Below are 23,567 nucleotides of genomic sequence, written 5' to 3'. Positions count from 1 at the left end.
ATCAACCGACCCGGGAGAGCGCACATGGAACGCCTTCGTCACGACGACCCGTCGCACGTCGGGCCGTACGTGATCCTGGCCCGGCTCGACTCCGACTCCGCCGGGCACGCCGTTCCCGAACGCCGCTACCTCGGGCGCACCGCCGACGGGCAGCGCACGGTGCTCGTCGGCGTGCCCCTGGCCGGCGCCGACCCGTCCCGGTGGGCGATCGAGGCCGAAGGCGCCCGGCGGCTGTCCGTACCCCGGTTCCTGCACGTCGCGGAGGTGGGCGGCACGGCCGGCTTCCCCTGGTACGCGGCCCCGTACACGCCCGCGCTGCCGCTGCCGGCCGTGCTCGCCGCGTACGGGGGGCCGCTGCCCGAGGACACCGTCCGCAGGCTCGGCGCCGCACTCGCGGAGGGGCTGACCGCCGCGCACGCCCAGGGGGTGACGCATGCGGGGCTGTCACCGGCCGCCGTCCTGGTCACCGCGGGCGGACCGCTGCTGGCCTGCTTCGGGGCCGTGCGGGCCGCGGCTCCCGACGGGACGCGGCGGACGGGGCTGCCCGGTCTCGATCCGGGCTGCCTGGCCGTGGAGCAGGCGTCGGGGGGCCGCCCGCAGCCGCTCGGGGACGTCTTCGCCCTGGGCGCCGTCCTGGCCTACGCCTCGACCGGCCACACCGTGCCCGAGCAGGGCGAACTGCCGCCGGGGCTGCGGACGCTGGTCGGATCCTGCCTGTCGTCCGACCCGGCGGCCCGGCCGCGGTCCGCGCAGGAGGTACTGGGCGCACTCGTGTCCCCCGGCGCGGGCCCCGCCCCGGCCGAGGCCCCGTACGCGCAGGCCGGAACGGTCCTCGACCACGGAGCCGTACCGCTGCCGGGCCGGGTCGTCGCCGCGCTCGCCGATCAGTCCGCCGCGCTGCTCGCCGCGGAACTCCCGTCCCTGCAACAGCCGTTCGCCACGGCCCAGAAGGTGCACTGACCCGATGTCCGCCCCGCTCGCCCCGCTCACGCACGACGATCCGCAGCACCTCGGCGACTTCCGGCTGCTCGCCCGGCTCGGCAGCGGCGGCATGGGCACGGTCTACCTGGCCCGTTCGGCGGCCGGGCGGACGGTCGCGCTGAAGACCGCGCACGCCAAGATCGCCGCCGACGCCACCTTCCGTACCCGGTTCCGGCTGGAGGCGGACGCGGCCCGGGTCATCGGCGACCGCTACGGGGCCCGGGTCTTCGCCGCGGACGCCCTGGCCGCGACACCGTGGCTGGCCACCGAATACGTCATCGGGCCGCAGCTGGACGGGGCGGTCGGGCTGGCCGGCCCGCTGCCCGAGCCGTGCGTGCGCGCGCTGGGCGCGGACCTCGCCCGGGCGCTGGGCCAGTTGCACGGCTCGGACGTGGTGCACCGCGACCTCAAGCCCTCCAACGTCATGGTCACGGCCGCCGGGCCCAAGGTCATCGACTTCGGTATCGCGCGCGCCCTCGGCGACGAACGGCTGACCCGCACCGGGGCAGCGGCCGGCACGCCCGCCTTCATGTCGCCGGAGCAGGCCGGCGGCCTCGAACACACCCCGGCCGGCGATGTGTTCGCGCTGGCCGGCGTCCTGGTCTTCGCGGCCTGCGGGCACGGTCCCTTCGGCGGCGGGCAGGCCGCGGACCTGCTCTACCGGGTGCGGTACGCGGAACCCGACCTGAGCGGCGTACCGGCGGCACTGGCGCCGCTGCTCGCCCGCTGCCTGTCCAAGGACCCGGCGCAGCGCCCCACGACGGCCGAGCTGGCGGACCTGCTCGCACCCGGCGGCGGCCCGTTCGCGGACGGGCTGCCGCAGCCGGTGCTCGCGGACATCGCCCGGCGCGCAGCAGCCGTGTGGCAGGAGCCGCCGCTGCGGCTGCCGGCCCCCCGCGGGGCGCCGGACACCGTCGTCGCCGACGACCCCGGCATGTCACGCCGCAGGCTGTTCGCGGTCTCCGGGGCCGCGGCCGGCGCGGTCGCGCTCGCGGCGGGGGGCGGGCTGTGGGCCTGGCTCGGCAGCCGCGGCGACGACGGGGCCGGGGGCGCGGACGCCGGGCAGCCCGCCCTGCAACCGCCGCCCGACGCGCTGTGGAAGGCCGACCTGGCGCAGCCCCTGGTGGGCAGCGCCCCGCTGCCGGTGAACGACCTGCTCGTCATGGCCACCGGAACCACGACCAGCGGGATCTTCCAACAGGACGGCAGGCACCTGAGGGACGTCCAGGGGTTCACACAGGTCTGGCGCGTCGCCACCGACGGCAAGGTCCTGTACGCGGTGAGGAAGCCGGACGCCGCGGACAAGGCCCTCGCGGTGGTACCCCTGTCCCTGGAGAACGGCACGGAGCAGGCGCCGCTCGTCCGGCTTCCCGCGTACGACGGTACGAACGCGCTCAACCAGATCCTCGGGGTGGCCGGCGACACCGTGTTCCTCTACGCCGGGGCGGCCGGGAGCGGCCAGTGGTCCGTGGTGGCCGCGAGCCTGAAGACCGGCAGGGAACTGTGGCGGCAGCCGGCGGCGGCCCCCACCGAGGAGCAGGTGCAGTTGGGACGCCCGACCCCCATCGGCGTCAAGGCCGTACGCGGCGGCCTACTGCTGTGGCAGCACGCTGAGACGAGCGGCGCCCTGCGGATGTCCGTGCACGACGCCGGCAGCGGCGCCGAGCGCTGGAACGTGTCGGTCGAAGCACCCGGCGCCACGCCGGGCCGGCCGGCCACGGATGACGACTGCGTGTACATCGGCGCCAAGAAGGTGCACGCGCTGCGGCTCACCGACGGCGAAAAGGTCTGGTCCTTCGGCGCGAACCGCGACGCGGGTGAGGTGGGCGCCCAGCGCCGGTACGGCATGACGACCGTCCGCGACGGGGTCGTCTACGCCGTGGAGGGCACCCGCGGCATCGTCGCCATCAGCACCCTCGTCGGCACCTTGCAATGGACGGACATCCTGCCGGAGGGCGCGAAACCGAATCGCGACATCGCCCCCGTGGTCACCCCGAGCCACGTCTACAGCATGGACGCGACGGGCCTGCGAGCCGTCCGCATCCGCACCCAGGCCCCGGTCTGGCACTACAGGACGAGTGCCTACGCCGTGACGCCGGATCCGGACGGCAAGCGGCTCTACCTCCGCGAGGAGAAGAAGCTGATCGCCCTCCCGCTCCCGTAGGCGGCCTCGCGCGCGAGGTGGAGAGAACACGGGCCGCGCCGGTGGCGCCCATGTCATGATCGGGAACGGCGGTCCCGCCAACTCCATCCCCACCAACGGATGACGGTCCGATTCCCGGCCGGGAGTCGGACCGTGAACGGCTTGAATTGGAGTGGTTCCATGAGCAGCAACCCGTTCGACGACGCCGACGGCCGGTTCTACGTCCTGGTGAACGACGAGGAACAGCACTCGCTGTGGCCGTCGTTCGCCGAGATTCCCGCCGGCTGGCGCATCATATTCGGCGCGGAATCCCGTCGGCGGTGCCTGGAGCACGTCGAGGCGAACTGGACCGACCTGCGCCCGAAGAGCCTGCGCGACACGATGGCCGCGGACCCGGCTTCCGCCGGCGCCGCATGAGGTGACCGGCGTCCCGCGGACCGGCCGGACGGCCGACGCCGTTGGCGTCGTGCCGTCCGGCGGCGCCGCTCGGGTCAGGGGAGCGCCAGGTCGATGCCGTCGATGGCGTTGAACCGCTGCGTCAGGGCGCGGCGCAGCGGCTCGTCGTCGAACGGCGGGCGCCGCTTGAGGTACTGGAAGAGCACCACCGGGAGGGCAGGCTCGGCGAGTCGAGCCTGCCCTTCGTCGCCTGCACCCGCTCGCGCGGGGCCCTGCGGGCCTCCTGGAACGGGGATCCCAACCCCTTCCCCGCGGCGTGGCGGGAGCAGGCGTGGCGCCGGCCCGGTCGCGGCGGCGTGCGGCTCCCTCTCAATCCGTGGTGCGGGAGATGAGGCTCTCCCACGTCCGGGGGCCGACGATGCCGTCCACCTCGAGGTGGCTGGACTGCTGGAAGCGCCGCACGTACTTGTCCGTCTTCGGGCCGAAGCGGCCGTCGACGAAGCCGGCCCAGTCCTCTTCATCGATGCCGATGGTCGAGGCGAGGTCGAGCTGCAGCTCCTTGACGCACACGCCCGAGGAACCCTGGGAGAAGTTCCGCGCCGGAACGTTCCAGCCGTTGGGCGACTTGCGGTAGCCGACGCTGTCCAGGCATGCGCCGAGGTAGTCGTTGGCCTGGGCGGCGGGAGCCGTGACGAGCAGGGAGCCGACGGCTGCGGCCGCCAGGGCGAGAGCCGTGAGGGTCCTGCGCGGGGAGATCTGAGGCATGACGCGGCAACTTCCTTCTGCTGGTGACGTGTTCTGTGTGTGTGGGGGGGGCGGTGGGGATCGCCGGACGGGGACGCCCCGGCGCCGCATCATCATGGCCGCGGGCCCGCCGTCCCAGCGGGCGGCCGCATGTCCCAGGGACACGCCCGAGGCCGGAAACCGTTGTGCGATCTGCCCACAGGGGGTCGCTTCCCTGGGACGTCCCACGTCGCGGCCCTTCCGGCCCAGGGACGCCCGATGGCGGCCGTCCCTAGGGATTCCGGTGCCCGGCGCCGAGTCCGGGACTGTCAGCGGCGCCGCATATCCTGTCCCTCGCGCCACACCGTCTCGGGGAAGCTGTATGGCGCATAAGCGAGTTGGGGGGCCTTTGATGTCTGACCGGACAAAGGTGACAGGTGGCACGGAGTCGGCGCGTGCCCAGTTGAGTACGGAGATGCGCAGGATCAAGGAGTCCTCGCAACTCAGCTTCGGCCGGCTTGCCGACCGGACGCACTACAGCCGCTCGTCATGGGAGCGATTCCTCAACGGGAAGCAGCTGCCGACCACCGTGGCCGTCGAGCAACTCGCGGCCGTGGCGGGCACGGACCCGGAGCCGCTGCTCGACCTGCTGGCGCGGGCCGTCTCCGCCCCGGCGAGCGGCGCCCCGGCCACGGCCGCACCCGTACCGACGGCGACGGCGACGGCCGAGCCCGAGCGGCCCGGGCCGGAGGCCGCACACGAGGCACCGCCGGACGCCGGCGTGCCGGACGCCCCGCAGGCAGAGGCCCCGTCGCCGCGCGAGAGACCCCGGTCCGAGTGGAGACGAAGATTCGGCGTGATCGGATACATCACCGCGGGAGCCCTGCTGGGCTCGGTCGCCACCGGCCTCGCCTTCTCCTCCACCACGGCGGGAGGCCGCTCTCCGGATGCGGCGGGAAAGCCGGCCGACAGCAAGAAGAGCGGCGGCGAGGAGACCGCGACCCTCGTCCCGCGAGCCGGTGACATCCAGGTCAAGTGCAAGTCCGACACCTGCCTGCGCCACGATCCCCAGGCCATGGAATGCCATTGGGACGCGACGACGGCCAAGAGCACCTTCCTGCGCGGCATGCACATCCAGCTCCGCTACAGCGCGGCCTGCCAATCGGTATGGGGACGCATCGAAGGCGGGGCCGTCGGCGACAAGGTGATCATCAGGGATGCCAGGGGGACCGAGCTGGAAGCCCTGATCCGCTTCGAGCACGACTCGTACACCAAGATGCTCGCGGTCTCCGCCGAGGCTCCCCTCGAAGCGATGAGCGTGTGCGGGGCGATCCCGGCGGAGAAGCAGATGCAGTGTGCGCCCGAAGGGGCTGTCCAGCAGCCCTGACGGCCGGCGCGGCGACGGGTGGAAGAGGGCCTTGGCCCAGGGACATCCCGGGCTCGTCCCAGAGACGCTGAGGTACTGGAGGGGACGCGGCGCGGCCCTTGAAGCTGCGTGGTGACCGACCGTCACCACGCAGCCGAAAGGCCCATTCCGCTCATGTCTTCACTGTCTTCCCCATCCCTCTCCACCCGGCCCCCGGACCGGGCGGCGGTGTCGGCCCGCAGGCTGATGGCCGCCCTCCTGACCGTCGCCGCTGCCCTGACGGCGCTGCTGACCGGACCGGTGCCGACCGCGCACGCCGTCGACACGGGTCTGCTCCAGCGGGGCCTGTCGGGCCTCAGCTACCTCCCGCGCAGCGGTGTCGACGGCGCGTACGGGCCGCAGACTCAGGACTCCGTACGGCACTTCCAGCGGGACAACGGCCTCGACGTGGACGGCGACGCCGGGCCGAAGACCACGGCCGCCCTGCTGGCCAAGGTCAAGCAGGTGCAGTCCGCGGCCGGCACGCAGGCCGACGGCGACTACGGCGCGAACACCCTCGACGCCGTGAGGTCGTACCAGAGCCGCCACGGCCTGGAGGTCGACGGCATCGCCGGCCCCCAGACCATGGGCGAGATGAACATCGACCGGATCGTCTCCAGCGGACCGGGCACCGGGACCGACTCCGAGACCAAGCTCCTCCAGCGGAATCTCGCCGGTCTGGGCTACCTGCCGCTGAGCGGTGTGGACGGCGCCTACGGCCCCCGCACCAAGAACGCCGTGCTGTCCTTCCAGAGCGACAACGACCTGGAGGTCGACGGCATCGCCGGCCCCCAGACCAAGGGCGCCCTGACGGCGAAGGTGCAGCGGGTGCAGAGCGCGGCCGGCACGCAGGCCGACGGCGACTACGGCCCCAACACCCTGAGCGCCGTGCGGACCTACCAGTCGGGGCACGGGCTGGAGGTGGACGGCATAGCCGGCCCGCGGACGATGGCGGCCATGGGCATCGCCCGCGAGATCGGCAGCACCGGCCCCGGCGGCGGGCCCAGCGGCGGCAGCCCGACCGTCCCCGTACCCCCGCTGTCGGGCAGCGTCCGCGACAAGATCATCCAGGCGGCGCGTTCCCAGCTCGGCCAGGAGGAGTGGGGCAACAACTGCAACCCGTACGGCCGTTGTGAGGCCTGGTGCGCGCACTTCGCCAGCTGGACCTGGCAGCAGGCCGGGATCAACTACCACACGGCCTTCAGCGGGGACTTCTACTACTACGGGCGCGACCACGGAACGCTCCGTACGGACCTGCGGAACGCCGCGCCCAAGCCGGGCGATGTGATCCTCTTCGGCTCCGGCCCCTCGAACACCTCCACGAGCGTCCACGTCGGCGTGATCGAGAAGGACAACGGTGACGGGACCGTCACCACCATCGAGGGCAACCACAACGACCGGGTGGAGCGCGTCACCCGCCGTCTCGTCGGCGGCTGGCCCGCGTACGCGATCGTCTCGCCCTCGGGCGGCTGAGCGACCTCCCGCTGCAGGTCAGGGGCCCGTGCCTCGTGGCACGGGCCCCTGATCGGCATGTCCCACAGGTGGTTGGGACGCGGCGGACCGTCCCTGGGACGGTCCGCGGACCGCATTGGCCCGCCGCCTCGCTAGATTCGGTTCCGCGCGCCCCGTGACGACTTCACCGGGGCGCGCCGCCCCCAACCCATCGCACGTGGCGGCGCTGCGGCATGCCGTCCGGCAGCCGTGCGGCGGCCCGGCGGTGCGGCAGTGCAGCGACAAGGAGACACATGTCGGACGACATTCGGCCGGCCGCGCCGGCCGCCGGCGCCGGTGGCCGGGACTTCCAGGACCTGGTGGCCGTCCGGCTGCTGAGCCGCCGGAACCTGTTGGTGGGCGGTGCCCTCGTCGCCGCCCAGTTCGCGCTCGCGCCGCCACCGGCGGCTTCGGCGGCTCCGTCGGCTCCGGTGAAGACCGGGGCCCAGCCGCACGGCAAGGGCTTCGACGCCGTCCCGGTCGACACGGCCGACCGGATCACCGTTCCCGCGGGCTACACCGTCCGGACCCTCGCCCCCTGGGGGGCGCCCCTTTCCCCCGCCGGTCCCGCCTGGCGGCAGGACGGCGGCAACACCGCCGCCGAACAGGCCCGCCAGATCGGGTCCCACCACAGCGGGACGCACTTCTTCCCGCTGGGCCGCGGCGCCGAAGGCAGCCGGCGCGGCATGCTGCTGATCAACCACGAGTCGGTGGACCCCACCCTGCTGTACACCGGCCAGGGCTCCGGGGCGCAGGCGGTGACCGCCGAGAAGGTGGCGAAGGGCCTGGCCGCACAGGGGATCACCGCCGTCGAGGTACAGCTGCGGGCCGACGGCACCTGGCGGTCGACCGGTTCGGCGCGCGGTGCCCGGATCACCGGCACCACGCCCGTGACGTTCTCCGGCCCGCTGGCCACGGGGCACCCCGCCCTACAGACCGGTGACGCCCCGGTCGGCACCCTGAGCAACAGCGGACACGGCGTCACGCCCTGGGGCTCGTACCTCGCGTGCGAGGAGAACGCCAACGGCTGGTTCGGTACGGACGACCCGGCATGGCGGCCCACGGCCACGCAGCGCCGCTACGGCCTGAGCGCGCTCGGCCACGGGCAGCACTGGCATGCCGCCGTGCCCCGCTTCGACCTCGCCCGCACCGCCAACGAGCCGAACCGGTTCGGCTGGATCGTCGAGATCGACCCGCTGGACCCGGCCGGAAGCACCCCGGTGAAGCGGACCGCCCTCGGCCGTTTCAACCACTCCTCGGCGGCGGTCGGCGAGACCCGGGACGGGCACGTCGTCGTGTACAGCGGCGACGACGAGGACGGCGGCTACCTCTACAAGTTCGTCGGCGAAGCCCCCTGGAAGTCCGCGCACGCCAAGGGCCGCAGCCCCCTGGACCACGGTGTCCTCCATGTCGCGCGCTTCCACGAGGACGGCCGGGGCGAGTGGCTGCCGCTCGCCCACGGCCGGTCCGTGCTCACCGCCGCCCACGGCTGGAAGGACCAGGCCGATGTCCTGCTGCGGGCGCGCGAGGCGGCGGACGCCCTCGGCGCCACCCGCCTGGACCGCCCCCAGCAGATCGCCGTCAGCCCGCGCAACGGCGACGTCTACTGCGCGCTCGCCAACGGCGCGGGCGGTCACGTACGCGGAGCGGGGCCCCGGGACGCGAACCCGTACGGCCACGTCATCCGCTGGCAGGAGGGGGCCGATACGGCGGCCGGGTTCCGCTGGGACGTCTTCCTGCTGGCCGGCGACCCCGTGCACGACCAGGCGGTCGGGCTGGACGAGGCGGGCGCGTTCGGTTCCCCCAAGGGGCTGGCCTTCGACATCACCGGACAGCTGTGGATCAGCACCGGCGTCTCGGCCCACTCGCTCCACCAGGAGGAGCGCAACCACGAGAACCTCGGCAACAACGCGCTGCTCGTCGCCGACCCGCGCACCGGCACGGTCCGCCGCTTCCTCACCGCACCGCGGGGCGCCGAGGTCACCGGGGTGACCGCCACCCCTGACGGACGCACCTTGTTCGTCAACATCCAACACCCGGGCTCGTCGACGGCGGCGTGGGGGGCTCCCACGGCCGAGAACCCGCGGGCGGTCAGCGACTGGCCGGACCGCGATCCGGCCGGCCGGCCCCGTTCGGCCACGATCGCCGTCCGCCGCCTCGACGGGGGCGTGATCGGCGCCGCCTGAGCACCGCAGCCCGGCCCGCACCCCCTCCCCCACCAGCTCAGCCCATCCTGGCGAACCCGTACGGAGAACCCACCCGATGCTCACCTTCGTCACCCGCGCGGAATGGGGCGCCCGCCCCCGCAAGAAGCCCGAGACGCTCTCCTTCACGCCCTGGGAGGGAGGCGTCGTCGTCCACCACCTCGGTCCCGGCAAGGAGGCGCAGAGCCGCCACGACGACTGCGCCGCGCACGTACGCGACATCCAGCGCAGGCAGATGGACCCGCCCTTCTGGTCGGACGACGACCCGTACGACGACATCGCCTACAGCTACCTCGTCTGCAACCACGGCATCGTCTTCGAGGGCCGGGGATCCGATGTGCGCTCGGCCGCCAACGGGAGGCAGACCCCCGGTGCCAACCAGAACTACTTCGCCGTCTGCGGGATGATGGCGCTGGAGGACGAGGTCCACGGAGAGATGGTGGACACCATCCGCGAGCTGGTCGGCTGGCTGCGCTCCAACGCCCAGGCCGGTCCCTCGGTCAAGGGCCACCGGGACGTCTTCAACACCGAATGCCCGGGAAAGCTCTACCCGTACATCACGAGCGGCGCGTTCCATCCCCCCACCGGCGGCGGTGACGACCCGAAGCCGCCGAAGCCCGCCCAGCCGCTGTTCTACTACTCCCGCAGCCAGTGGGGGGCCCGCCCGCCGAAGGAGGTCACGCGGGTCGCCCTGGCGGACCGGACCGGCTTCACCGTGCACTACTCGGACGGCCCCACCTCCCAGACGGTCCGGGCGATCCAGAACTACCACATGGACGGCCAGGGCTGGTCGGACATCGGCTACAACTTCCTCGTCGACCGGGACGGCCGCATCTACGAGGGCCGGGGCTGGGACGTCGTCGGCGCGCACGCCACGGGCCACAACACCACCCACATCGGGGCCTGCTTCATCGGCTACGACGGGGACGCGACCCCGCGCGCCCTCTCCGCGCTGCGCGCCCTGTACGACGCGGCCAACGCCAACACCGGCCGGACGCTGACCCCGACCTGGCACGGCGGCCTCCCGGGGCAGTCCACCCAGTGCCCGGGACCCGGTCTGCGGGCCTGGGTGCAGGGCGGGATGCAGGCGACCGGCATCCCGGTACGGGAAGGCACGGGCGGAATCGGCGGCTCGAACGGCGGTACGGGCGGTGGGGGCGGGATGACCTCGGTGCGCTCCGTCGCCTCCCAGCAGGAGGCCGTCAACGGTCACGGCTACAGCCCGGCACTCACCGTGGACGGCATCTGGGGCCCGAACACGGACGCGGGCGTCCGCTGGCTCCAGGCCAAGCTCGGCGTCGGCGCGGACGGCCTGTGGGGACCCGCCACCGAAGCCGCGTACACCTCGCGCCCCGCCGGTGGGGGCGGGATGACCTCGGTGCGCCCCGTCGCCTCCCAGCAGCAGGCCGTCAACGGACTCGGCTACAACCCGGCACTCACCGTGGACGGCATCTGGGGCCCGAACACGGACGCGGGCGTCCGCTGGCTCCAGGCCAAGCTCGGCGTCGGCGCGGACGGCCTGTGGGGACCCGCCACCGAAGCCGCGTACAACGGCGGCGTGGACAACGGCGCGGGCCTCACCGTCGACGGATCCTTCGGCCCGGCGACGATCAAGGCCACCCAGCGCGCGATCGGCGTCACGGTCGACGGCCAGTGGGGGCCGGACTCCGTCCGGGGACTCCAGCGGCACCTCAACACGTGGGGCGGCGCCGGCCTGGTCGTCGACGGCGCCGCGGGGCCCGGGACGTACAAGGCCCTGCAGGCGCACCTCAACAAGATGACCGGCGCGGGCCTGACGGTGGACGGCCTCTGGGGCCCCGCCACGGTGAAGGCACTGCAGACGGCGCTGAACCGCGGACAGTTCTGACGGGAAGCCGGCGCAGGCGTACGCGCCCGGGGCCGGGACCGGGTGCTCCGGGACCGGGTCCTCCGGGTCCGGTCATCGGAGGTCTGCCAGCAGCACGTCCAGGACGGCTTCCTCCTCGATGCGGATGCCGTGTTCGGCGAGGGCGGACGACAGATCCGGGTCCCACGGGGACGGGGCCGGCTTCCCGGCCAGGGGCGGGGGAACACGGTCGGCGGCGGCCACGGCCGCACGGTAGTCGTCGGCGGTGTAGCGCCACGGGCGCCACGGAACGTGCCGGAGCAGCGTCGTGGCGATGCGCAGGCCGCCCCAGTCGAAGTCGCCGTGGTAGCGGAAGGAGGCACCGAGTCCGCGGAGCCGGGTGAGGAGCGTGAGGGCGGCGGCCGACGGCTGGCCCTGGAGACACACCAGCGGGAGCGAATCGGCGCCGTGCCGGTCCGCCGCGGCCGCGAGGACCGCGGGATTCTCGCAGATGTGGACCACCGCCGGCGCGGTTTCCGGGGGGCGGTGGGCGAGCTGGCGGAGGGTGAGGACGCACGGCTCGCCCCCGTCGGCCATCCAGTCCAGGGCCGGGGTACCGCGCAGGTTCAGGGTGAGGACCGTGGAGGAGACGTCGTCGCGCAGCAGGCCGGCCGAGGCCCATGCGGCCCGTCGCCAGGCGGCGCCCGAGCCGTCCGGATGGCCGGTGAGGGCACGGATTCCGGACAGGGCGATCGTGGCCAAGGGGGTGCCGTCGTCGAGTGCGTGGGCACTGCCGAGCGTGTCCGCGGCGAACACGGACAGGGAGCGGGCCGGCTCGGCGGGCAGTGCCCGCAGCACGCGGCTTGCCTGGCCGAGGAGCGCATGAGCTTCCTCGGGCGTGCCGGCGATGCGTCGTACCAGGCCGTTGTCGCGCGATCGGGCCGCCCAGTCCGCGAGCAGCGGTTCGTCCCGGGCCAGCAGGGTGAGCGGGGTGCAGGCCTGCGCCCAGGCCCGCTCCTCGGTCCGGCGCGCCTCTTCGAGAGGGACGACCGGACCGGTGAGCGTGGCGGCGGCCGCCGCCAGGCCTTCGGGGCTGATGCCCGACCGGCGCAGTACGGCGTCCACCGCGTCGAGCCGTACGGTGAGCGACGCGCCCCCGCCGGGTGCCCGTCCCAGCAGCCGCTCCGCCGCCGCCCGTTGGGCGGGAGTGGGGGCGGCCAGGGACACCGCACCGGACAGGGGCCGTCCCCGCTCCAGCCGGCGGCGGACCCGGTCGAGCAGCCAGGCGAGATCCGCCCCGCCGAGGAGCCGGCGCAGGCGGGCTTCGTCGACCGCCGGGCGGTTCACGCCCACAGCGCCTCCGGCTCGGCCGGACGCACCGGGTCCGCACGGCGGGTACGGGCCGTACCGTCCCACTCCCAGCGGGTGACCAGGACGGCGGCGACCTCGTCGACGCGGGAGAGCTGGGCGATCGCGATGCCCGGTACCTGCGGATAGCAGGCCCACTCCCGCTCGCTGGTCATGACGACGTCCAGGTCGAAGGCGTGCAGCAGGCCGAGGCACTTGGCGCGCGAGTCGTCGTCCACCCCGGCGAACGCCTCGTCCAGGGTGACGAGCCGCGGCGCGTACGGGCTGCCCGCACTCGCGTAGTGCGAGGAAGCCGCGGCGAACAGCGGTACGGAAACGGCCAGCACGCGTTCGCCGCCCGAGGCCGGTCCGGTGGCCGGTACCCAGCGGCCGTGCTGCTGCCTCTCGACGGCGAACTCGTGCCAGGAGCGGTAGTCGAGGGCCGCGGTGAGATGCTCCAGCCAACTGCCGGCCACGTCCTCGGTCTGCTGGCGGGCGATCTGCGTCTGCAGGAACTCCCCGACCGCCGCCCGGTCCTCGGGGGTCCAGGCGTCGGCGGTCTGGAGGAGGCGGCCCCGTGCCTGGGCCAGTCCCGCGGGGGCCTTGCGCGAAGCCCGCCACACCAGACGCAGGGTCATCCCCGTGGAGGTCGGGCGTTCCTCCAGCTCGGCGTTCATGGCCACCACCTTGCGCTCGGCGGCCCCGATGAGCTCCTGGAGCGTGCCCGCGACCTCGGTGATGAGGTGGGTCTCGAGGATCTCGCGCTCGTGCGCGGACAGGATGCGGTTGAGTTCCCCCACTTCGACGGCGAGGGCCTCCACGAGTTCCGGTACGGCACGCTCGCGGCCCTGGTAGACGATGTCGACGACCATGCCCTCCTCGACCATGCGGGCCGATGCCCTGTGCCCGTGCCGGGACAGTGCGTCCTGAAGGGTCTTGAGCTCTTCGCTCAGCCGCCGCTGCACCCGCTCCCACGCACCGTCGGAATCGTCGGTCGCGGCCAGCTCGGCGTCGAGGGAACGGGCGAGCGCGATCGCGGACGTCGCCGTCCAGGTCCCCCCGCCCGGGGCCGGCACGGCGAGATCGGGAAGGGCGACCGCGATCAGCCCGGTGGCGCTGAAGCGCCGGAGCGCGGCAATGGCCTCGGAGCGCGCCGCGGCGGCGCTCGCGACGTCCTGCTCCAACTGTTCGATGCGGCCTTCGGCCCGGCTGGCCCGGCGGTCCGCCTCGCCGTGGCGTTCCTGGAGGAGCTTCTGCTCCGCCGTGCACGCGCGCAGCGCCTTCGCCGTATCGGCCAGCCGCCGCTGCAGTTCGGCGACGGCCGCGCCCACGGTCGAGCGCAGGGTCGCCAGTCGCTCGGCCGCGGCGGCCGCCTGACGGGCCGCCTCGTCGGCGCGCAGGCCCAGTTCGGCGGTCCGTTCGCCCGCCCGCTGCGTCTCCTCCCGCTCCTCCGCCGTCTGCCGGAACGCTTCGGTGCGTTCGCGCAGTGCGGGCCAGAGCTCGGCCAGGACGGTGGCGAGCTCGGCGAGGGCCTCCCGCACGCGGGCCAGGGCCGGCCGGTCCGGGGGAAGTCCCAGATCGGCCGCCGTCTCGTGGAGTTCGGTGCTCGCCCGCTCGGCCCGCTCCGCGGAGGCCTGCAGGGCGTCGGCCCGGTCCGCACGGCGGTTCCTGACGTGGCGCACCGTGTCGGCCGTCGCGGCGGCGCGGGCCTGCGCCCGGGTCAGCGGGTCCTCGTCGGGTACGGCGGCCAGCTCGGCGTCGAGGACCAGGCGGCGGGAGGCCAGGGTCCGGGCCTGCGCGTCGAGGTCGGTCCACTGCTGCTGAAGCCGGCCGAGTTCGTCGCGAAGGCCGGCGATCCGCATGCGCCGGGCGGCTTCCCGCGCGCCTTCGCCGACGTATTCGGCCGCGGGTTTGCCCCACCGGCCGGTCAGGACACCGACCCGGTAGCGGCCGTCCGCCGCGACCCAGGTGTCCCCGGCGGGCCCTGGGTCGGCCGCCCCGTCGTCCGGTGTGCGCGGACCTGCGGTCGGCGTGTCCCCGAGCGGTGCGCCGAGGCCGACCGCCGCGAGCAGCCGGGTCACCGCCTCCTCGTCCACGGCGGCCGCCCGGGCGTCGCCGCGGTCCACCGCCGCGCACAGCACGTCGGCGAGGGAAGGACCCGCCGGCGGTGCCGATCGCGGGGCCAGCAGTACGTCGTGGTCGTCGGCGGACAGGGCCGAGCCGTCGGAGCGCACCCATGCGTCCAGCAGCCCGGCCGCTTCGAGGGCCGCTTCCAGCCCGGCGCGGTCCCGGTCCCCGACGTGGTCCCGGAAGTCGACCAGGCGCCAGAACGGAGCCCCCGGCATCCGGTCGCGCGAGCCCGGCGTGCGGGTGTGCGGGGCCCGTGGCCCGGACCGGCCGCCGGCTTCCAGTGCGGCGAGCTCCTCCTGTGCCTCCAGGACGCGGGCTTCGAGGGCGGCCCGGCGCTGGGCCGCCTGCGCGGTCCGGTCGGCGAGTTCCGCCGCCGTGGCACCGTGGGCCCGGGCGGCGTGCCGCCGTGCGGGGCAGGGCCCGTCCTGGCGCACGGTCCACTCCTGGAGTTCGTCCAGCAGTCCGGTCGGGTCGGCGTACACCAACTCCGCGCACCGGCCCACGTGTTCGCGTACCGCGTCGATCAGCGCCCGGCCCGCGTCCGTGACGCTCGCGTCGGCCGCCTCCTGGGCTTCGGTCGCCCGCGCCAGATCGGTCTCCGCCTCGTCGAGCCGCAGCGCGGCGGTGCGGCGCTCGGCCGCCGTGTCCTCGGCCAGGGACGCGAGGTCGGCCACATGGGCGAGGGTCCGGTGGCGGCGGTCGATCGCCTCGGTGACCGCCGCCCGCAGCTCCGCGGTCGGCAGTCCTTCGGCCGCGGGCAGCTCCAGCCGGGCCTCCTCGGCGGCCTCCCCCGCCCGGCGGAGCGTGTCCTCGGCGTGTTCACGGGCGCTCCGGAGCCGGTTCTCCGCGGCTCCGAGACGCCCCCGTACGCGGGTGTGCAGGAGCCGGGCCTCCTCCCGGTCGGAGTCGGCCCGGGTGCTGTCGTCCTGCGACCGCTCCACCGCCCTGGCGGCCCGGTCCAGCTCATGGGCGCTGCGCATCTCGGGGCCTTCGCGCAGGGCGGCCTCAGTGGCCTCCAGTCGCGCCTGGTCCCCGGTGAGCGCCGCGATCCGCTCGGCGGCCGCCGCCCGCTGCTCCTGGGCGGCGGCCTTCTCCTCCTGTGCGCCGGCCAGGTCGCGCTGCAGGTGCTCGTACTTCGAGTGCTCGGTACGCGGGAGGCGCGCGCGACGGCGGGAGGCGATGCGGGCATAGCGCTGGTAGTGGTCGAGGAACACGGAGGCCGCGCGTTCGGCCGATCGGGCGGAACGCAGCTCCTCCTTCTCCTCGTCCAGGGAGCGGAAGGCCTCTGCCACGTCGGCGATGAGGGCCTGGTCCATCGGCGGCAGGGCTTCGGTGAGGGCGCGGGAGAGCGCGACCTCGTTGGGCCGCTTGGACAGCTGGGGCTGGCGCAGCTGGATGAGCAGGTCGACGAGGGCTCCGTAGCGCTGCTCGCCCAGCCCGAAGAGCGCTTCGTCCACGGCCCGGCGGTAGGTCTTGGCCTGGTCGTAGACCATCCCGTGTCCGGCGACCGCCTCGATGAGCCGGTCCCGGGACAGCACCGTGCCCGTGCCGTCCAGCAGGCTGAGGGTGCCCTCCGAAGGTGCCGCGGCCGGTGCGTGGTCGATCCGCTGCCCGGTCACCGCCCACCAGTGGCGGGCGATCCCGCGCCCGCTGACGGCCTTGAGCCCGCAGACGAGCGTGCGGAAGTGTTCCTCGCCGCTCGTCCCGTCGCGGCGGCCGAACTCCACCCAGGTGTAGCCGAGGCGTTCCGAGTGCGGGTGCTCGCCGCCGAGCAGGAGGTTCCACTCCATCCGCTTGCCGGCGTCCCCGTCCGGCTCGACCCGGCGGGCGCTGAGGTCCCCGTCGAGGAGGAAGGGCAGGGTCAGGGCCAGCACCTTGGACTTGCCGGTCCCGTTGTTCCCCCGGAGCAGCAGCCTGCCGTCGCGGAAGTGGAACTCCTCCACGTCGTAGTGGAAGAGGTCGACCAGGCCCATCCGCAGGGGCTGCCAGCGTGATCGCGCGGGGGCCGGGAGCGCGGTGGGGGGAATCAAAGCGGGTACGCCTTTCGCTGGGCGGGCACCTCGGTGGTACCGGCTGTGCGGGGTGCGAGTACGACGGTCTCGCCGACCGCGTACCGGGCCAGGGCGGGGCGGGGCACGACTGCGTCGCCCGTACGGGAGACGAGCCCGAGGGCGGCGAGCCGGGTGACGGCCTGCTCCACCAGTTCTCCTTCGGCGCCCGCCTCGCGCGCCGACTTCGACCAGAACCCGCCGTGTTCGGCGGCCAGTTCGGCGACCTTGCGCATCAGATCGGCGGTTCTGACCGGGCCTTGGGCTGCTGTGAGGTGTTCGGCGAGCAGCAGGGTGACGTGGCCGTGGGTGCCCGATTCGGGCATGCGGACATCGGTGAGGTCGTCCTCGGGGTCGACCATGGCGATGCCCTCGGCCCGGATCTCGGCGACGAGCCCGGTGAGTTCGGTGATGCGTGCGGTGAGGAAGCCGCGCTGGCGGGTGAGGTAGCCCAGTTCGGCGTCGGTCAGCTCGTCGTAGTAGAGGACGGGGTCGTCGAGCAGTCGCCGGGTCAGAGAGCGGCGCATGGCCCGGAAGCGCAGTTCGTCGCTGTCGAGGGCCGTTTCGGCGGTGAGCTCGGCGAGTCGCTCGAGGGGCGACGCGGCCCGCACGGTGGAAGGGCCGCGCCGGGTGGCGAGCAGACCGGCCAGCACGCGCCGTTCGACGTCGTACAGGACGTCGCCGGCTCCGCTGACGTAGGCGTCCTCGTCACCGGCGACCCGGCGCAGCACCCCGAGGCCGAGCAGGAGCCGTACGACGGCGGCGAGGTCGAGGCGTTCGTCGCGGCGGTCCAGGGTGAACCGGATGCCGGTGGCGGTGAGCTGGGGGTCGGACGCGTCCAGCACGACCTGTTCGGCGAGCCGGCCGAGGGCGATCTGCGCCTCGCCGCGTTCGAGGGCCGCGAGGGCGAGGCAGAGCAGGACGTAGCGGCGGCGGGTGAAGGGGGCGGCGCTGCGCGTCGCCTCGCGAGCGGGATGGGTGGCGTCGGCGAGGCGGGCCGGGATCTTGCCGAGCCTGGCCGACTCGGCGTCGACCTGGAGGGGCCAGCCCGTGTTGCGGTCGAACCACTCCCTCAGGTCGGAGGCGTGCCGCCGGACGAGGCGGAACTCGTCCGCCGAGGGCCCGTGGGCGAGCAGCAGGGGCTGCTTCAGCAGGGCTCTGGCCGCTTTGCGCAGGTCGGAGGCGTGTTGCCCGTCCAGCACTTCGGCGAGCGAGGTGGTGGTCATCGTCCGTCGCCCCCTTCCGTTCCAGCGGTGAGGTCGACGATCTCGATGGCGTGGTCGGGGCCGCGGAAGATCCCCTCCGGGGTGCGCACCTCGGTCGTCGACCCGTCCGGCAGGGCCGTGAGCCGGATCTCCATGGCTCCGTCGTTGCTCGTGGCCGTGGTGTGCTTCATGCCGGGCCGCCAGGTGGCCAGCGCGTCCCCGAGGAGCTGGAGGAAGAACCGGAAACTGGCCGGATCCAGTTCACCGAGCCCGGACAGCCTGGTGATGCCTCCGGTGACCAGCCTGGCGCGTGCGGCCGCGGTCTCGGCGGCCTGCTTGGCCGCGGTCTGCGCGAGCAGCCGGCGTGCCTCCTGCCGGTCCTCGACCTTGCGGGGCTTGCCGCGCCGCTCGTAGCTGCCGGTGCGGCGCAGCTGCGGGCTGATGCGCAGCGGCTCGGCTCCCGCCCAGGGCGTGGCCGCCGGCTCGGGGCGGGCGAGCCGTGCGGCGTGCGTCTCGGCGTCGAGGGTGAGGTGCCGTGCGGGGTACAGCCCGAAGGCGGTACGCCACAGCTGGTGGCGGGCGTCGTCGTCGGGGGCCTCGGCGAACCAGAGGGCCAGGGTGCGGAAGTCGGCGGAGCGGTCGGAGCGGCCGGCCCGGCGCTCGTTCAACGACCGTACGACCGCGAGCAGCTGCGGGATCGCCCCGAGTGCGCGTCCGCGCAGCAGCCGGGACTGCGACTCGCGGCCGTCGCGGCTGAGGAACCACGCCGTCAGCCCGGCCCAGCGGCCGGCCCAGCGCTCGTAGGCGGCCTGCTCGGCGTGCGCCGCTTCCTGCGGGGTCGCATCGGCTGCCTCGCGGGCCGCGGCGGACCTCAGCAGGGGCTGGATCCGGCGCCCGTCCTCCAGCTCCAGGATCAGGCGGGCGATGCGTCCGCCGAGGGTGATCAGGTCCTGGATGAACCGCTCCAGGTACTGGATGAGCTGGTCCTTGTAGGCGAGGAAGACGTCCTCCGCCACGTCGTGGAGGTCGATGGTCCGCTGCAGGGAGCCCATGAAGGCCCGCGCGTTGTCGGCGAGCGCGGCGAAGCGGCTGGCGAGGCCGTCGAGCGCCAGATGCGTTTTGGCCGGATCGGGCTCCTCCTCGGCCGCCAGCACCAGGAGGGCGCGCAGCTGGGTGACGATGTCGTGCAGCGCGACCGCCTGGAGGGCCCCGCGCATCCCGAGGGCCTCGTCGTAGGCGGCCAAGGCCTTCTCGGCCGCCTCGCCCTCGCGCGTGAGCTGGTAGATGAAGCGCTTGCGGTAGAAGTCCTCGACGGCGGTGACCCGCCCCGTGTCCGGATCCGCCCGCAGGTTCCCCCAGGCGACCAGGGCGTCGAGTGCCTTCGCCACCGCGTCGACCCCTCCGGGGCGCGTTCCGGCGGGCAGGGCGGCGTGGACGTCCTCGGGCCGCAGATGCACGGCGAACCGCTCCTTGGCGGCCAGGAAGGCCCGCATCACGGAGCGGTAGAGCAGCACGTTCGGGGCGGTGAGGTGAGCGAACGGCCCGTATCCGTCGGTCACGCCCTCCGGCCGGGGAGCATTCATGTCCATCGCCGGTCATTCTCCCGGGCCCGCGCCCGTGATCGGCGGGGACGAAAGGAGTTGACCGAAATCGCATCGATCTTGACCACACCAACCGCCGGGCCCGCGCCTCCCTCGCGCCCCCCGCGCCTCCCGCACTCCCCGCACTCCCCGCACTCCCGCGTCGCCGGGCGATCTCGCGGCCGCGCGCCGGCCGGGCAGAACCCGTCCGGCGCGGCCACGGCGATGCGGGCCGCCGGCCGAGCCCACCCCCGTGAAGCTCGACCCCGACCCGGCCCGCGCTCGCCCTCGACACTTCAGTGTCGGTGCAGCATTGGTAACGTACACCAGAGTGACTGTCCGGCGTCAACCAAAGTGTTGCCGGTGCCGGCCCGAGGGGCTTCGAGAAACACTGTGGTGGGCAAAGGCTCGGCATCACGTCTAGGAGGTCGTTTACATGGAGGCTGACCAGTCGCCCACCTTCGCCCAGCTCCTGGACCACCTCTTCCGCGAGGTGCACCCCCCGTCCCGGGGGCCCTACACCTACGCGGAGGTGGCCGAGGGGATCCGCAAGGCCGCGACCGGAGAGGGGCGCGGCGTGACGGCGAGCGCCATCCAGCAACTGCGCACCGGCGCCAAGCGGAACCCGACGCGACACACCATCAAGGCCCTGGCCGACTTCTTCGGCGTACCGGCGGGCTACTTCGTCGACAGCGCGGCGGCCGAACGCACCAAGGCGGAGATACACCTCCTCGCCGCCATGCGCGACCAGGACGTCCGCAAGGTGGCCCTGCGCGCCAACGGCCTGAGCGTCGACAGCCTGAGGATGCTGTCCACCGTCATCGAACAGGCCCGCAAGCTCGAAGGGCTCACCACCGACGACCCCGCGCAGGACCTGAACCTGGACGACTAGGCCGCCTCTTCCGGACACCCCCCCTGTGGCCGCTCATCGCCAGGGGGGCACCAGGCGTTTCCCGGCACGAGCCCGGCATCCCGATCCGCACGGCCCCTCCGCGGCCGCACCCCGCCCTCGGAACAGCGTCGCGGACATGCCAAAATTGGGACGCGCGTACCGGGCTTCCAGGGGGAGGTTCGCCACGGCCGGCCACCCCCGACCGGCGACACCGGAGTGAGGACATGGACCTTGAGCAGCTTCGCGCCGCGTGCGAGGCACGCGTCGAGGCGCTTCGGCTCCCGCACCGCTTCAGCACCCGCGACCTCCGCGACGCCGTGGCCGACCAACGCGGACGCCCCATCATCCTGCGCCCCCTGAGCACCCTGGGCGCCATGGACGCTCCGTGCGGCATCCGCCTGGAGACCCCGGACGCCGACCTGTTGTTCTACGAGGAGGCCACCTCGCCCCTCCACCAGAACCACATCCTCGCCCACGAGATCAGCCACATCATCTGCGACCACCCCGGCAGTCTGGAACTGGACCGGGACACCCTGCGCGCGATCGGGTTCGACCCCACCCTCGTGCAGCGCATGTCCGGCCGGACCGGTTACACCAGCGAGGACGAACGCGAGGCCGAGGTGATGGCCAGCGTGATCCGCCAACTCATGTACCGGGGACGCGAAAGCCCGTCGAGCCGGCCCGCCAGCGGCGCCGAGAGCTGGGACGCGCTGTTCGCCGAGCCACACAGGAAGAATCGCCACCGGAAATGATCGACATCCTCTTCACGGGCACGGCCGTCGTGCTGCTGTGCTGCGCCGCCTACTGGGTGCGGGGCCGCGGCGGCCACCGCCCCACGGGCACCTGGGCGATGGCGGCGCTGCTGACCTCGTTCGCCCTCGCCTTCGCCTCCTACGCCCCCGCCGTGGAGCGCGCGGTCGAATCGGCGGTCCCCCACGTCGCCCGGCTCCTCAGCAACACCTTCACCCTGACCGCGGCCACCTCGGTCCTCGCCTTCCTCTTCCAGCTCAACCTGGACCGCGAGCGGGCGCAGAGGCAGATCCGGCTGCGCGTCATGGCCCTCGCGCTCTCCGTCGCCGGGATGGCCGCCTTCTTCACCGCCGAACAACTCACCGGCCGCAACCCGGCGTTGTACGCGTGCTACGTCCTCATATACATCTCCTTCCTCGGGTCCACGGCCAAGGACTTCCTGCTGCAGACCTGGGCCCAGTCCAAGCGCTCGACCCGCCGCAGCCAGCGCTGGGGCCTGCGCACGACCTCGGTGGGCTGCGGCTTCGCCCTCGTCTACGCCGCGTACAAGCTCTTCGCCCCGGTCTCCATCGGCCTCGGTCTGGGGCTCGTGCCCGACCACGCCCGCTGCTCGACTCCGCTGACCCCCTTCCGCTGCGCGTTCAGCGTGAGCGCGCCCGCCGTCGCCGTGCTCCTCATCACCGTCGGACTCACCCTCCCCGCCCTGCTGTGGCCGCTCAGTCGGCTGCGCCGCCGCCGCTGGGAGCGGAACTCGTTCACCGCACTGGAACCCCTGTGGCGGGAGGTCACCTCGGCGGTCCCCGAGGTCGTGCTCGACCCGGGCACCGCCGACGCCGACACCCACGACCTCGACTTCCACCTCCACCGCCGGGTCATCGAGATCAACGACTGCGTCCTGGCCCTGCGCCGGTACCGTCGGACGTCGGTCCGGGACGCCGCGGCCGCCGAGGTCGCCCGCCGGGGCACGGCCGGCACCCCCGAGGGCGAAGCCGAGGTGGAGGCGGCGGTCATCGCCGCGGCCGTCGCCGCGAAGCGCGCCGGACTCCCCCTCGACGGCGACGAGGCCCCGCCCGCCGCCGGCACCCGCTCCCGCAAGGGCGACCTCCCGGCGGAGACCGCGTGGCTGCTGCTCGTGGCGGGCGCCTACGGGCGGCACCCGGCACCCGAGCACGCGGGCGCGGCCTCGTGACCGCACCGCGGCAGGACCCCCTGCGCGACCCGCGCTTCTTCGCCGACCCCTACCCCACCTACGACCGGCTGCGCGAAGGCTGCCCGGTCCGCCGCGTCCCCACCGGCTCCGGCGGCCACCACGCGTACCTGATCACCGGTCACGCCGAGGCCCGCGAGGCGTTCACCGACCCCCGCCTGTCCAAGGACACGGCCCGCTTCTTCGCCGACCGGCCCTCGAACCGCGACCTGCACCCGGCGATCTCCCGCAACATGCTGGCGAGCGACCCGCCCGTGCACACCCGCCACCGGCGGGTGGCGACCCGGCTGTTCACGACCGGCCGGGTCCGGGAACTGCGCCCGTTCATCAACCGGGTCGTCGACGACCTCACGGCCACGTGGCGACCGGGCACGGACATCGACCTGGTGGCGGACCTGGCGGTCCCCCTGCCGGTCACCGTCGTCTGCGAACTGCTGGGCGTCCCGAAACCCGACCGCGCCACCCTCGCCGCCCGATCCCACGACCTGTTCGACGCGACCGACACCGACCGGGTCGACGCCGCGTCGCACCACATCGGCGACTACCTGACCCACCTCGTCGACACGGCCCGCGCCACCCCCGGCGACGGCCCGCTCCACTCCCTCCTGCGCGACTGCGACGCGGGCGGCCTCGACCGGGACGAGACCGTCTCCCTGGCCGCCCTCCTCCTGGTCGCCGGGCACGAGACCACGACCCACTTCATCGGCAACGCCGTCCTGGCCCTGCTCCGGCACCCGGAGGCGTTCGACCGCCTGCGCCGGGACCCGGACCTGATCCCCGGCGCCCTCGACGAACTGCTCCGCTTCGACTCCCCGGTGAGCGTGGCCACCTTCCGCCACAGCACGGAGGACCTGCGCGTCGGCGGGTTCGACATCCCGGCGGGCTTCCCGGTGCTGATCGCCCCCGGAGCCGCGAACCGCGACCCGTCCGCCTTCCCCGACCCCAACCACCTGGACCTCGACCGCGACGCCGGCGCCCACCTCTCCTTCGGCCACGGCATCCACCGCTGCCCGGGCGCCCCCCTGGCCCGGGCCGAGGCCGAAATCGCCCTCCGCACCCTGTTGACCCGCTTCCCGGCCACCCGCCTGGCCGCCCCCGCAACATCCCTGCCCTGGCGCCGAACCCGCCTCACCCGCGGCCTGACCACCCTCCCCCTCACCCTGGCCTGACCCACCGGAAAACCAAAGGCCCGCCGCGGACTCCCGTATCAGGCAATCCGCGGCGGGCACGGAAGCAACGC

General features: G+C 74.0%; 16 protein-coding genes. 11 read left to right on the top strand and 5 right to left on the bottom strand.

Annotated elements, in window-relative coordinates:
• Window positions 1-24: 24 nt before the first annotated feature.
• The 3 genes from JYK04_RS31410 (at window position 25) to JYK04_RS31400 (ending at window position 3,541) form a co-directional block, all read left to right on the top strand.
• Complete coding sequence (locus JYK04_RS31410) at window positions 25-960, top strand: protein kinase family protein (RefSeq protein WP_189739070.1); 936 nt, start codon at window positions 25-27, stop codon at window positions 958-960.
• Between the two features lie 4 nt (window positions 961-964).
• Complete coding sequence (locus JYK04_RS31405) at window positions 965-3,145, top strand: protein kinase domain-containing protein (RefSeq protein ID WP_189739067.1); 2,181 nt, start codon at window positions 965-967, stop codon at window positions 3,143-3,145.
• A 159-nt stretch (window positions 3,146-3,304) separates the two neighbouring features.
• Complete coding sequence (locus JYK04_RS31400; RefSeq protein WP_189739064.1) at window positions 3,305-3,541, top strand: MbtH family protein; 237 nt, start codon at window positions 3,305-3,307, stop codon at window positions 3,539-3,541.
• Between the two features lie 348 nt (window positions 3,542-3,889).
• Here the strand turns inward: JYK04_RS31400 and JYK04_RS31395 are convergent, their stop codons facing one another.
• Window positions 3,890-4,285, bottom strand: a complete 396-nt coding sequence (locus tag JYK04_RS31395) for a peptidoglycan-binding domain-containing protein (protein ID WP_189739061.1) — start codon at window positions 4,283-4,285, stop codon at window positions 3,890-3,892.
• A gap of 340 nt (window positions 4,286-4,625) precedes the next feature.
• On the opposite strand from JYK04_RS31395, the gene JYK04_RS31390 reads away from it, so the two are divergent.
• The 4 genes from JYK04_RS31390 to JYK04_RS31375 all read left to right on the top strand — a co-directional run bounded on the left by JYK04_RS31390 (window position 4,626) and on the right by JYK04_RS31375 (window position 11,210).
• A complete protein-coding gene (locus JYK04_RS31390) occupies window positions 4,626-5,630 on the top strand; it encodes a helix-turn-helix domain-containing protein (protein WP_308431044.1) in 1,005 nt (334 codons plus the stop codon).
• Between the two features lie 153 nt (window positions 5,631-5,783).
• Window positions 5,784-7,121: a peptidoglycan-binding protein gene (locus tag JYK04_RS31385; protein ID WP_189739056.1), complete on the top strand. Its 1,338-nt coding sequence runs from the start codon at window positions 5,784-5,786 to the stop codon at window positions 7,119-7,121.
• A gap of 272 nt (window positions 7,122-7,393) precedes the next feature.
• Window positions 7,394-9,325 (top strand): PhoX family protein, encoded by a 1,932-nt coding sequence (locus tag JYK04_RS31380; protein ID WP_189739054.1) that lies wholly within the window; start codon window positions 7,394-7,396, stop codon window positions 9,323-9,325.
• 76 nt (window positions 9,326-9,401) lie between these two features.
• A complete protein-coding gene (locus JYK04_RS31375; protein WP_189739051.1) occupies window positions 9,402-11,210 on the top strand; it encodes a peptidoglycan recognition protein family protein in 1,809 nt (602 codons plus the stop codon).
• A 72-nt stretch (window positions 11,211-11,282) separates the two neighbouring features.
• Here the strand turns inward: JYK04_RS31375 and JYK04_RS41500 are convergent, their stop codons facing one another.
• Genes JYK04_RS41500 through JYK04_RS31360 form a run of 4 tightly spaced genes read right to left on the bottom strand, consistent with a single transcriptional unit; the run spans window position 11,283 to window position 19,487 of the window.
• Window positions 11,283-12,515, bottom strand: a complete 1,233-nt coding sequence (locus JYK04_RS41500) for a TIGR02679 family protein (RefSeq protein ID WP_229875523.1) — start codon at window positions 12,513-12,515, stop codon at window positions 11,283-11,285.
• Window positions 12,512-16,675 carry a TIGR02680 family protein gene (locus JYK04_RS41495; protein WP_229875513.1) on the bottom strand — a complete coding sequence of 1,388 codons (4,164 nt, stop codon included), beginning with the start codon at window positions 16,673-16,675 and terminating at the stop codon, window positions 12,512-12,514. The genes JYK04_RS41500 and JYK04_RS41495 overlap by 4 nt, the downstream gene beginning before the upstream one ends.
• On the bottom strand, window positions 16,672-17,919 hold the full coding sequence (locus JYK04_RS31365) for a TIGR02678 family protein (protein WP_189739049.1): 1,248 nt from the start codon (window positions 17,917-17,919) through the stop codon (window positions 16,672-16,674). The genes JYK04_RS41495 and JYK04_RS31365 overlap by 4 nt, the downstream gene beginning before the upstream one ends.
• Entirely contained in the window at window positions 17,916-19,487 is a 1,572-nt protein-coding gene (locus tag JYK04_RS31360; protein WP_229875504.1) for a TIGR02677 family protein, read from the bottom strand. Before JYK04_RS31360 ends, JYK04_RS31365 begins: the two co-directional genes overlap by 4 nt.
• 427 nt (window positions 19,488-19,914) lie before the next feature.
• Between JYK04_RS31360 and JYK04_RS31355 the strand changes: the two genes are divergently transcribed.
• The 4 genes from JYK04_RS31355 to JYK04_RS31340 all read left to right on the top strand — a co-directional run bounded on the left by JYK04_RS31355 (window position 19,915) and on the right by JYK04_RS31340 (window position 23,496).
• On the top strand, window positions 19,915-20,370 hold the full coding sequence (locus JYK04_RS31355) for a helix-turn-helix domain-containing protein (RefSeq protein ID WP_189739046.1): 456 nt from the start codon (window positions 19,915-19,917) through the stop codon (window positions 20,368-20,370).
• A gap of 224 nt (window positions 20,371-20,594) precedes the next feature.
• Complete coding sequence (locus JYK04_RS31350; protein ID WP_189739043.1) at window positions 20,595-21,122, top strand: M48 family metalloprotease; 528 nt, start codon at window positions 20,595-20,597, stop codon at window positions 21,120-21,122.
• On the top strand, window positions 21,119-22,309 hold the full coding sequence (locus JYK04_RS31345; protein WP_189739040.1) for an MAB_1171c family putative transporter: 1,191 nt from the start codon (window positions 21,119-21,121) through the stop codon (window positions 22,307-22,309). Before JYK04_RS31350 ends, JYK04_RS31345 begins: the two co-directional genes overlap by 4 nt.
• Window positions 22,306-23,496, top strand: coding sequence for a cytochrome P450 family protein (locus tag JYK04_RS31340; RefSeq protein ID WP_189739036.1), 1,191 nt, complete (start codon window positions 22,306-22,308; stop codon window positions 23,494-23,496). The genes JYK04_RS31345 and JYK04_RS31340 overlap by 4 nt, the downstream gene beginning before the upstream one ends.
• The last annotated feature ends 71 nt before the right edge of the window (window positions 23,497-23,567 follow it).

The organism is Streptomyces nojiriensis (assembly GCF_017639205.1).
GTDB lineage: Bacteria > Actinomycetota > Actinomycetes > Streptomycetales > Streptomycetaceae > Streptomyces > Streptomyces nojiriensis.
The sequence above is the reverse complement of the archived record's forward strand: the minus strand, read 5'-3'. Positions and strand labels throughout refer to the sequence as shown.

Excerpts from the sequence above, each read along its gene's own strand:
- JYK04_RS31405 (WP_189739067.1), top strand. The coding sequence starts at position 965 with ATGTCCGCCCCGCTCGCCCCGCTCACGCACGACGATCCGCAGCACCTC.
- JYK04_RS31380 (WP_189739054.1), top strand. The coding sequence starts at position 7,394 with ATGTCGGACGACATTCGGCCGGCCGCGCCGGCCGCCGGCGCCGGTGGC.
- JYK04_RS31355 (WP_189739046.1), top strand. The coding sequence starts at position 19,915 with ATGGAGGCTGACCAGTCGCCCACCTTCGCCCAGCTCCTGGACCACCTC.
- JYK04_RS31345 (WP_189739040.1), top strand. The coding sequence starts at position 21,119 with ATGATCGACATCCTCTTCACGGGCACGGCCGTCGTGCTGCTGTGCTGC.
- JYK04_RS31385 (WP_189739056.1), top strand. The coding sequence starts at position 5,784 with ATGTCTTCACTGTCTTCCCCATCCCTCTCCACCCGGCCCCCGGACCGG.
- JYK04_RS31360 (WP_229875504.1), bottom strand. The coding sequence starts at position 19,487 with ATGGACATGAATGCTCCCCGGCCGGAGGGCGTGACCGACGGATACGGG.
- JYK04_RS31365 (WP_189739049.1), bottom strand. The coding sequence starts at position 17,919 with ATGACCACCACCTCGCTCGCCGAAGTGCTGGACGGGCAACACGCCTCC.
- JYK04_RS31410 (WP_189739070.1), top strand. The coding sequence starts at position 25 with ATGGAACGCCTTCGTCACGACGACCCGTCGCACGTCGGGCCGTACGTG.
- JYK04_RS31395 (WP_189739061.1), bottom strand. The coding sequence starts at position 4,285 with ATGCCTCAGATCTCCCCGCGCAGGACCCTCACGGCTCTCGCCCTGGCG.
- JYK04_RS31400 (WP_189739064.1), top strand. The coding sequence starts at position 3,305 with ATGAGCAGCAACCCGTTCGACGACGCCGACGGCCGGTTCTACGTCCTG.
- JYK04_RS31350 (WP_189739043.1), top strand. The coding sequence starts at position 20,595 with ATGGACCTTGAGCAGCTTCGCGCCGCGTGCGAGGCACGCGTCGAGGCG.
- JYK04_RS31375 (WP_189739051.1), top strand. The coding sequence starts at position 9,402 with ATGCTCACCTTCGTCACCCGCGCGGAATGGGGCGCCCGCCCCCGCAAG.
- JYK04_RS31390 (WP_308431044.1), top strand. The coding sequence starts at position 4,626 with ATGGCGCATAAGCGAGTTGGGGGGCCTTTGATGTCTGACCGGACAAAG.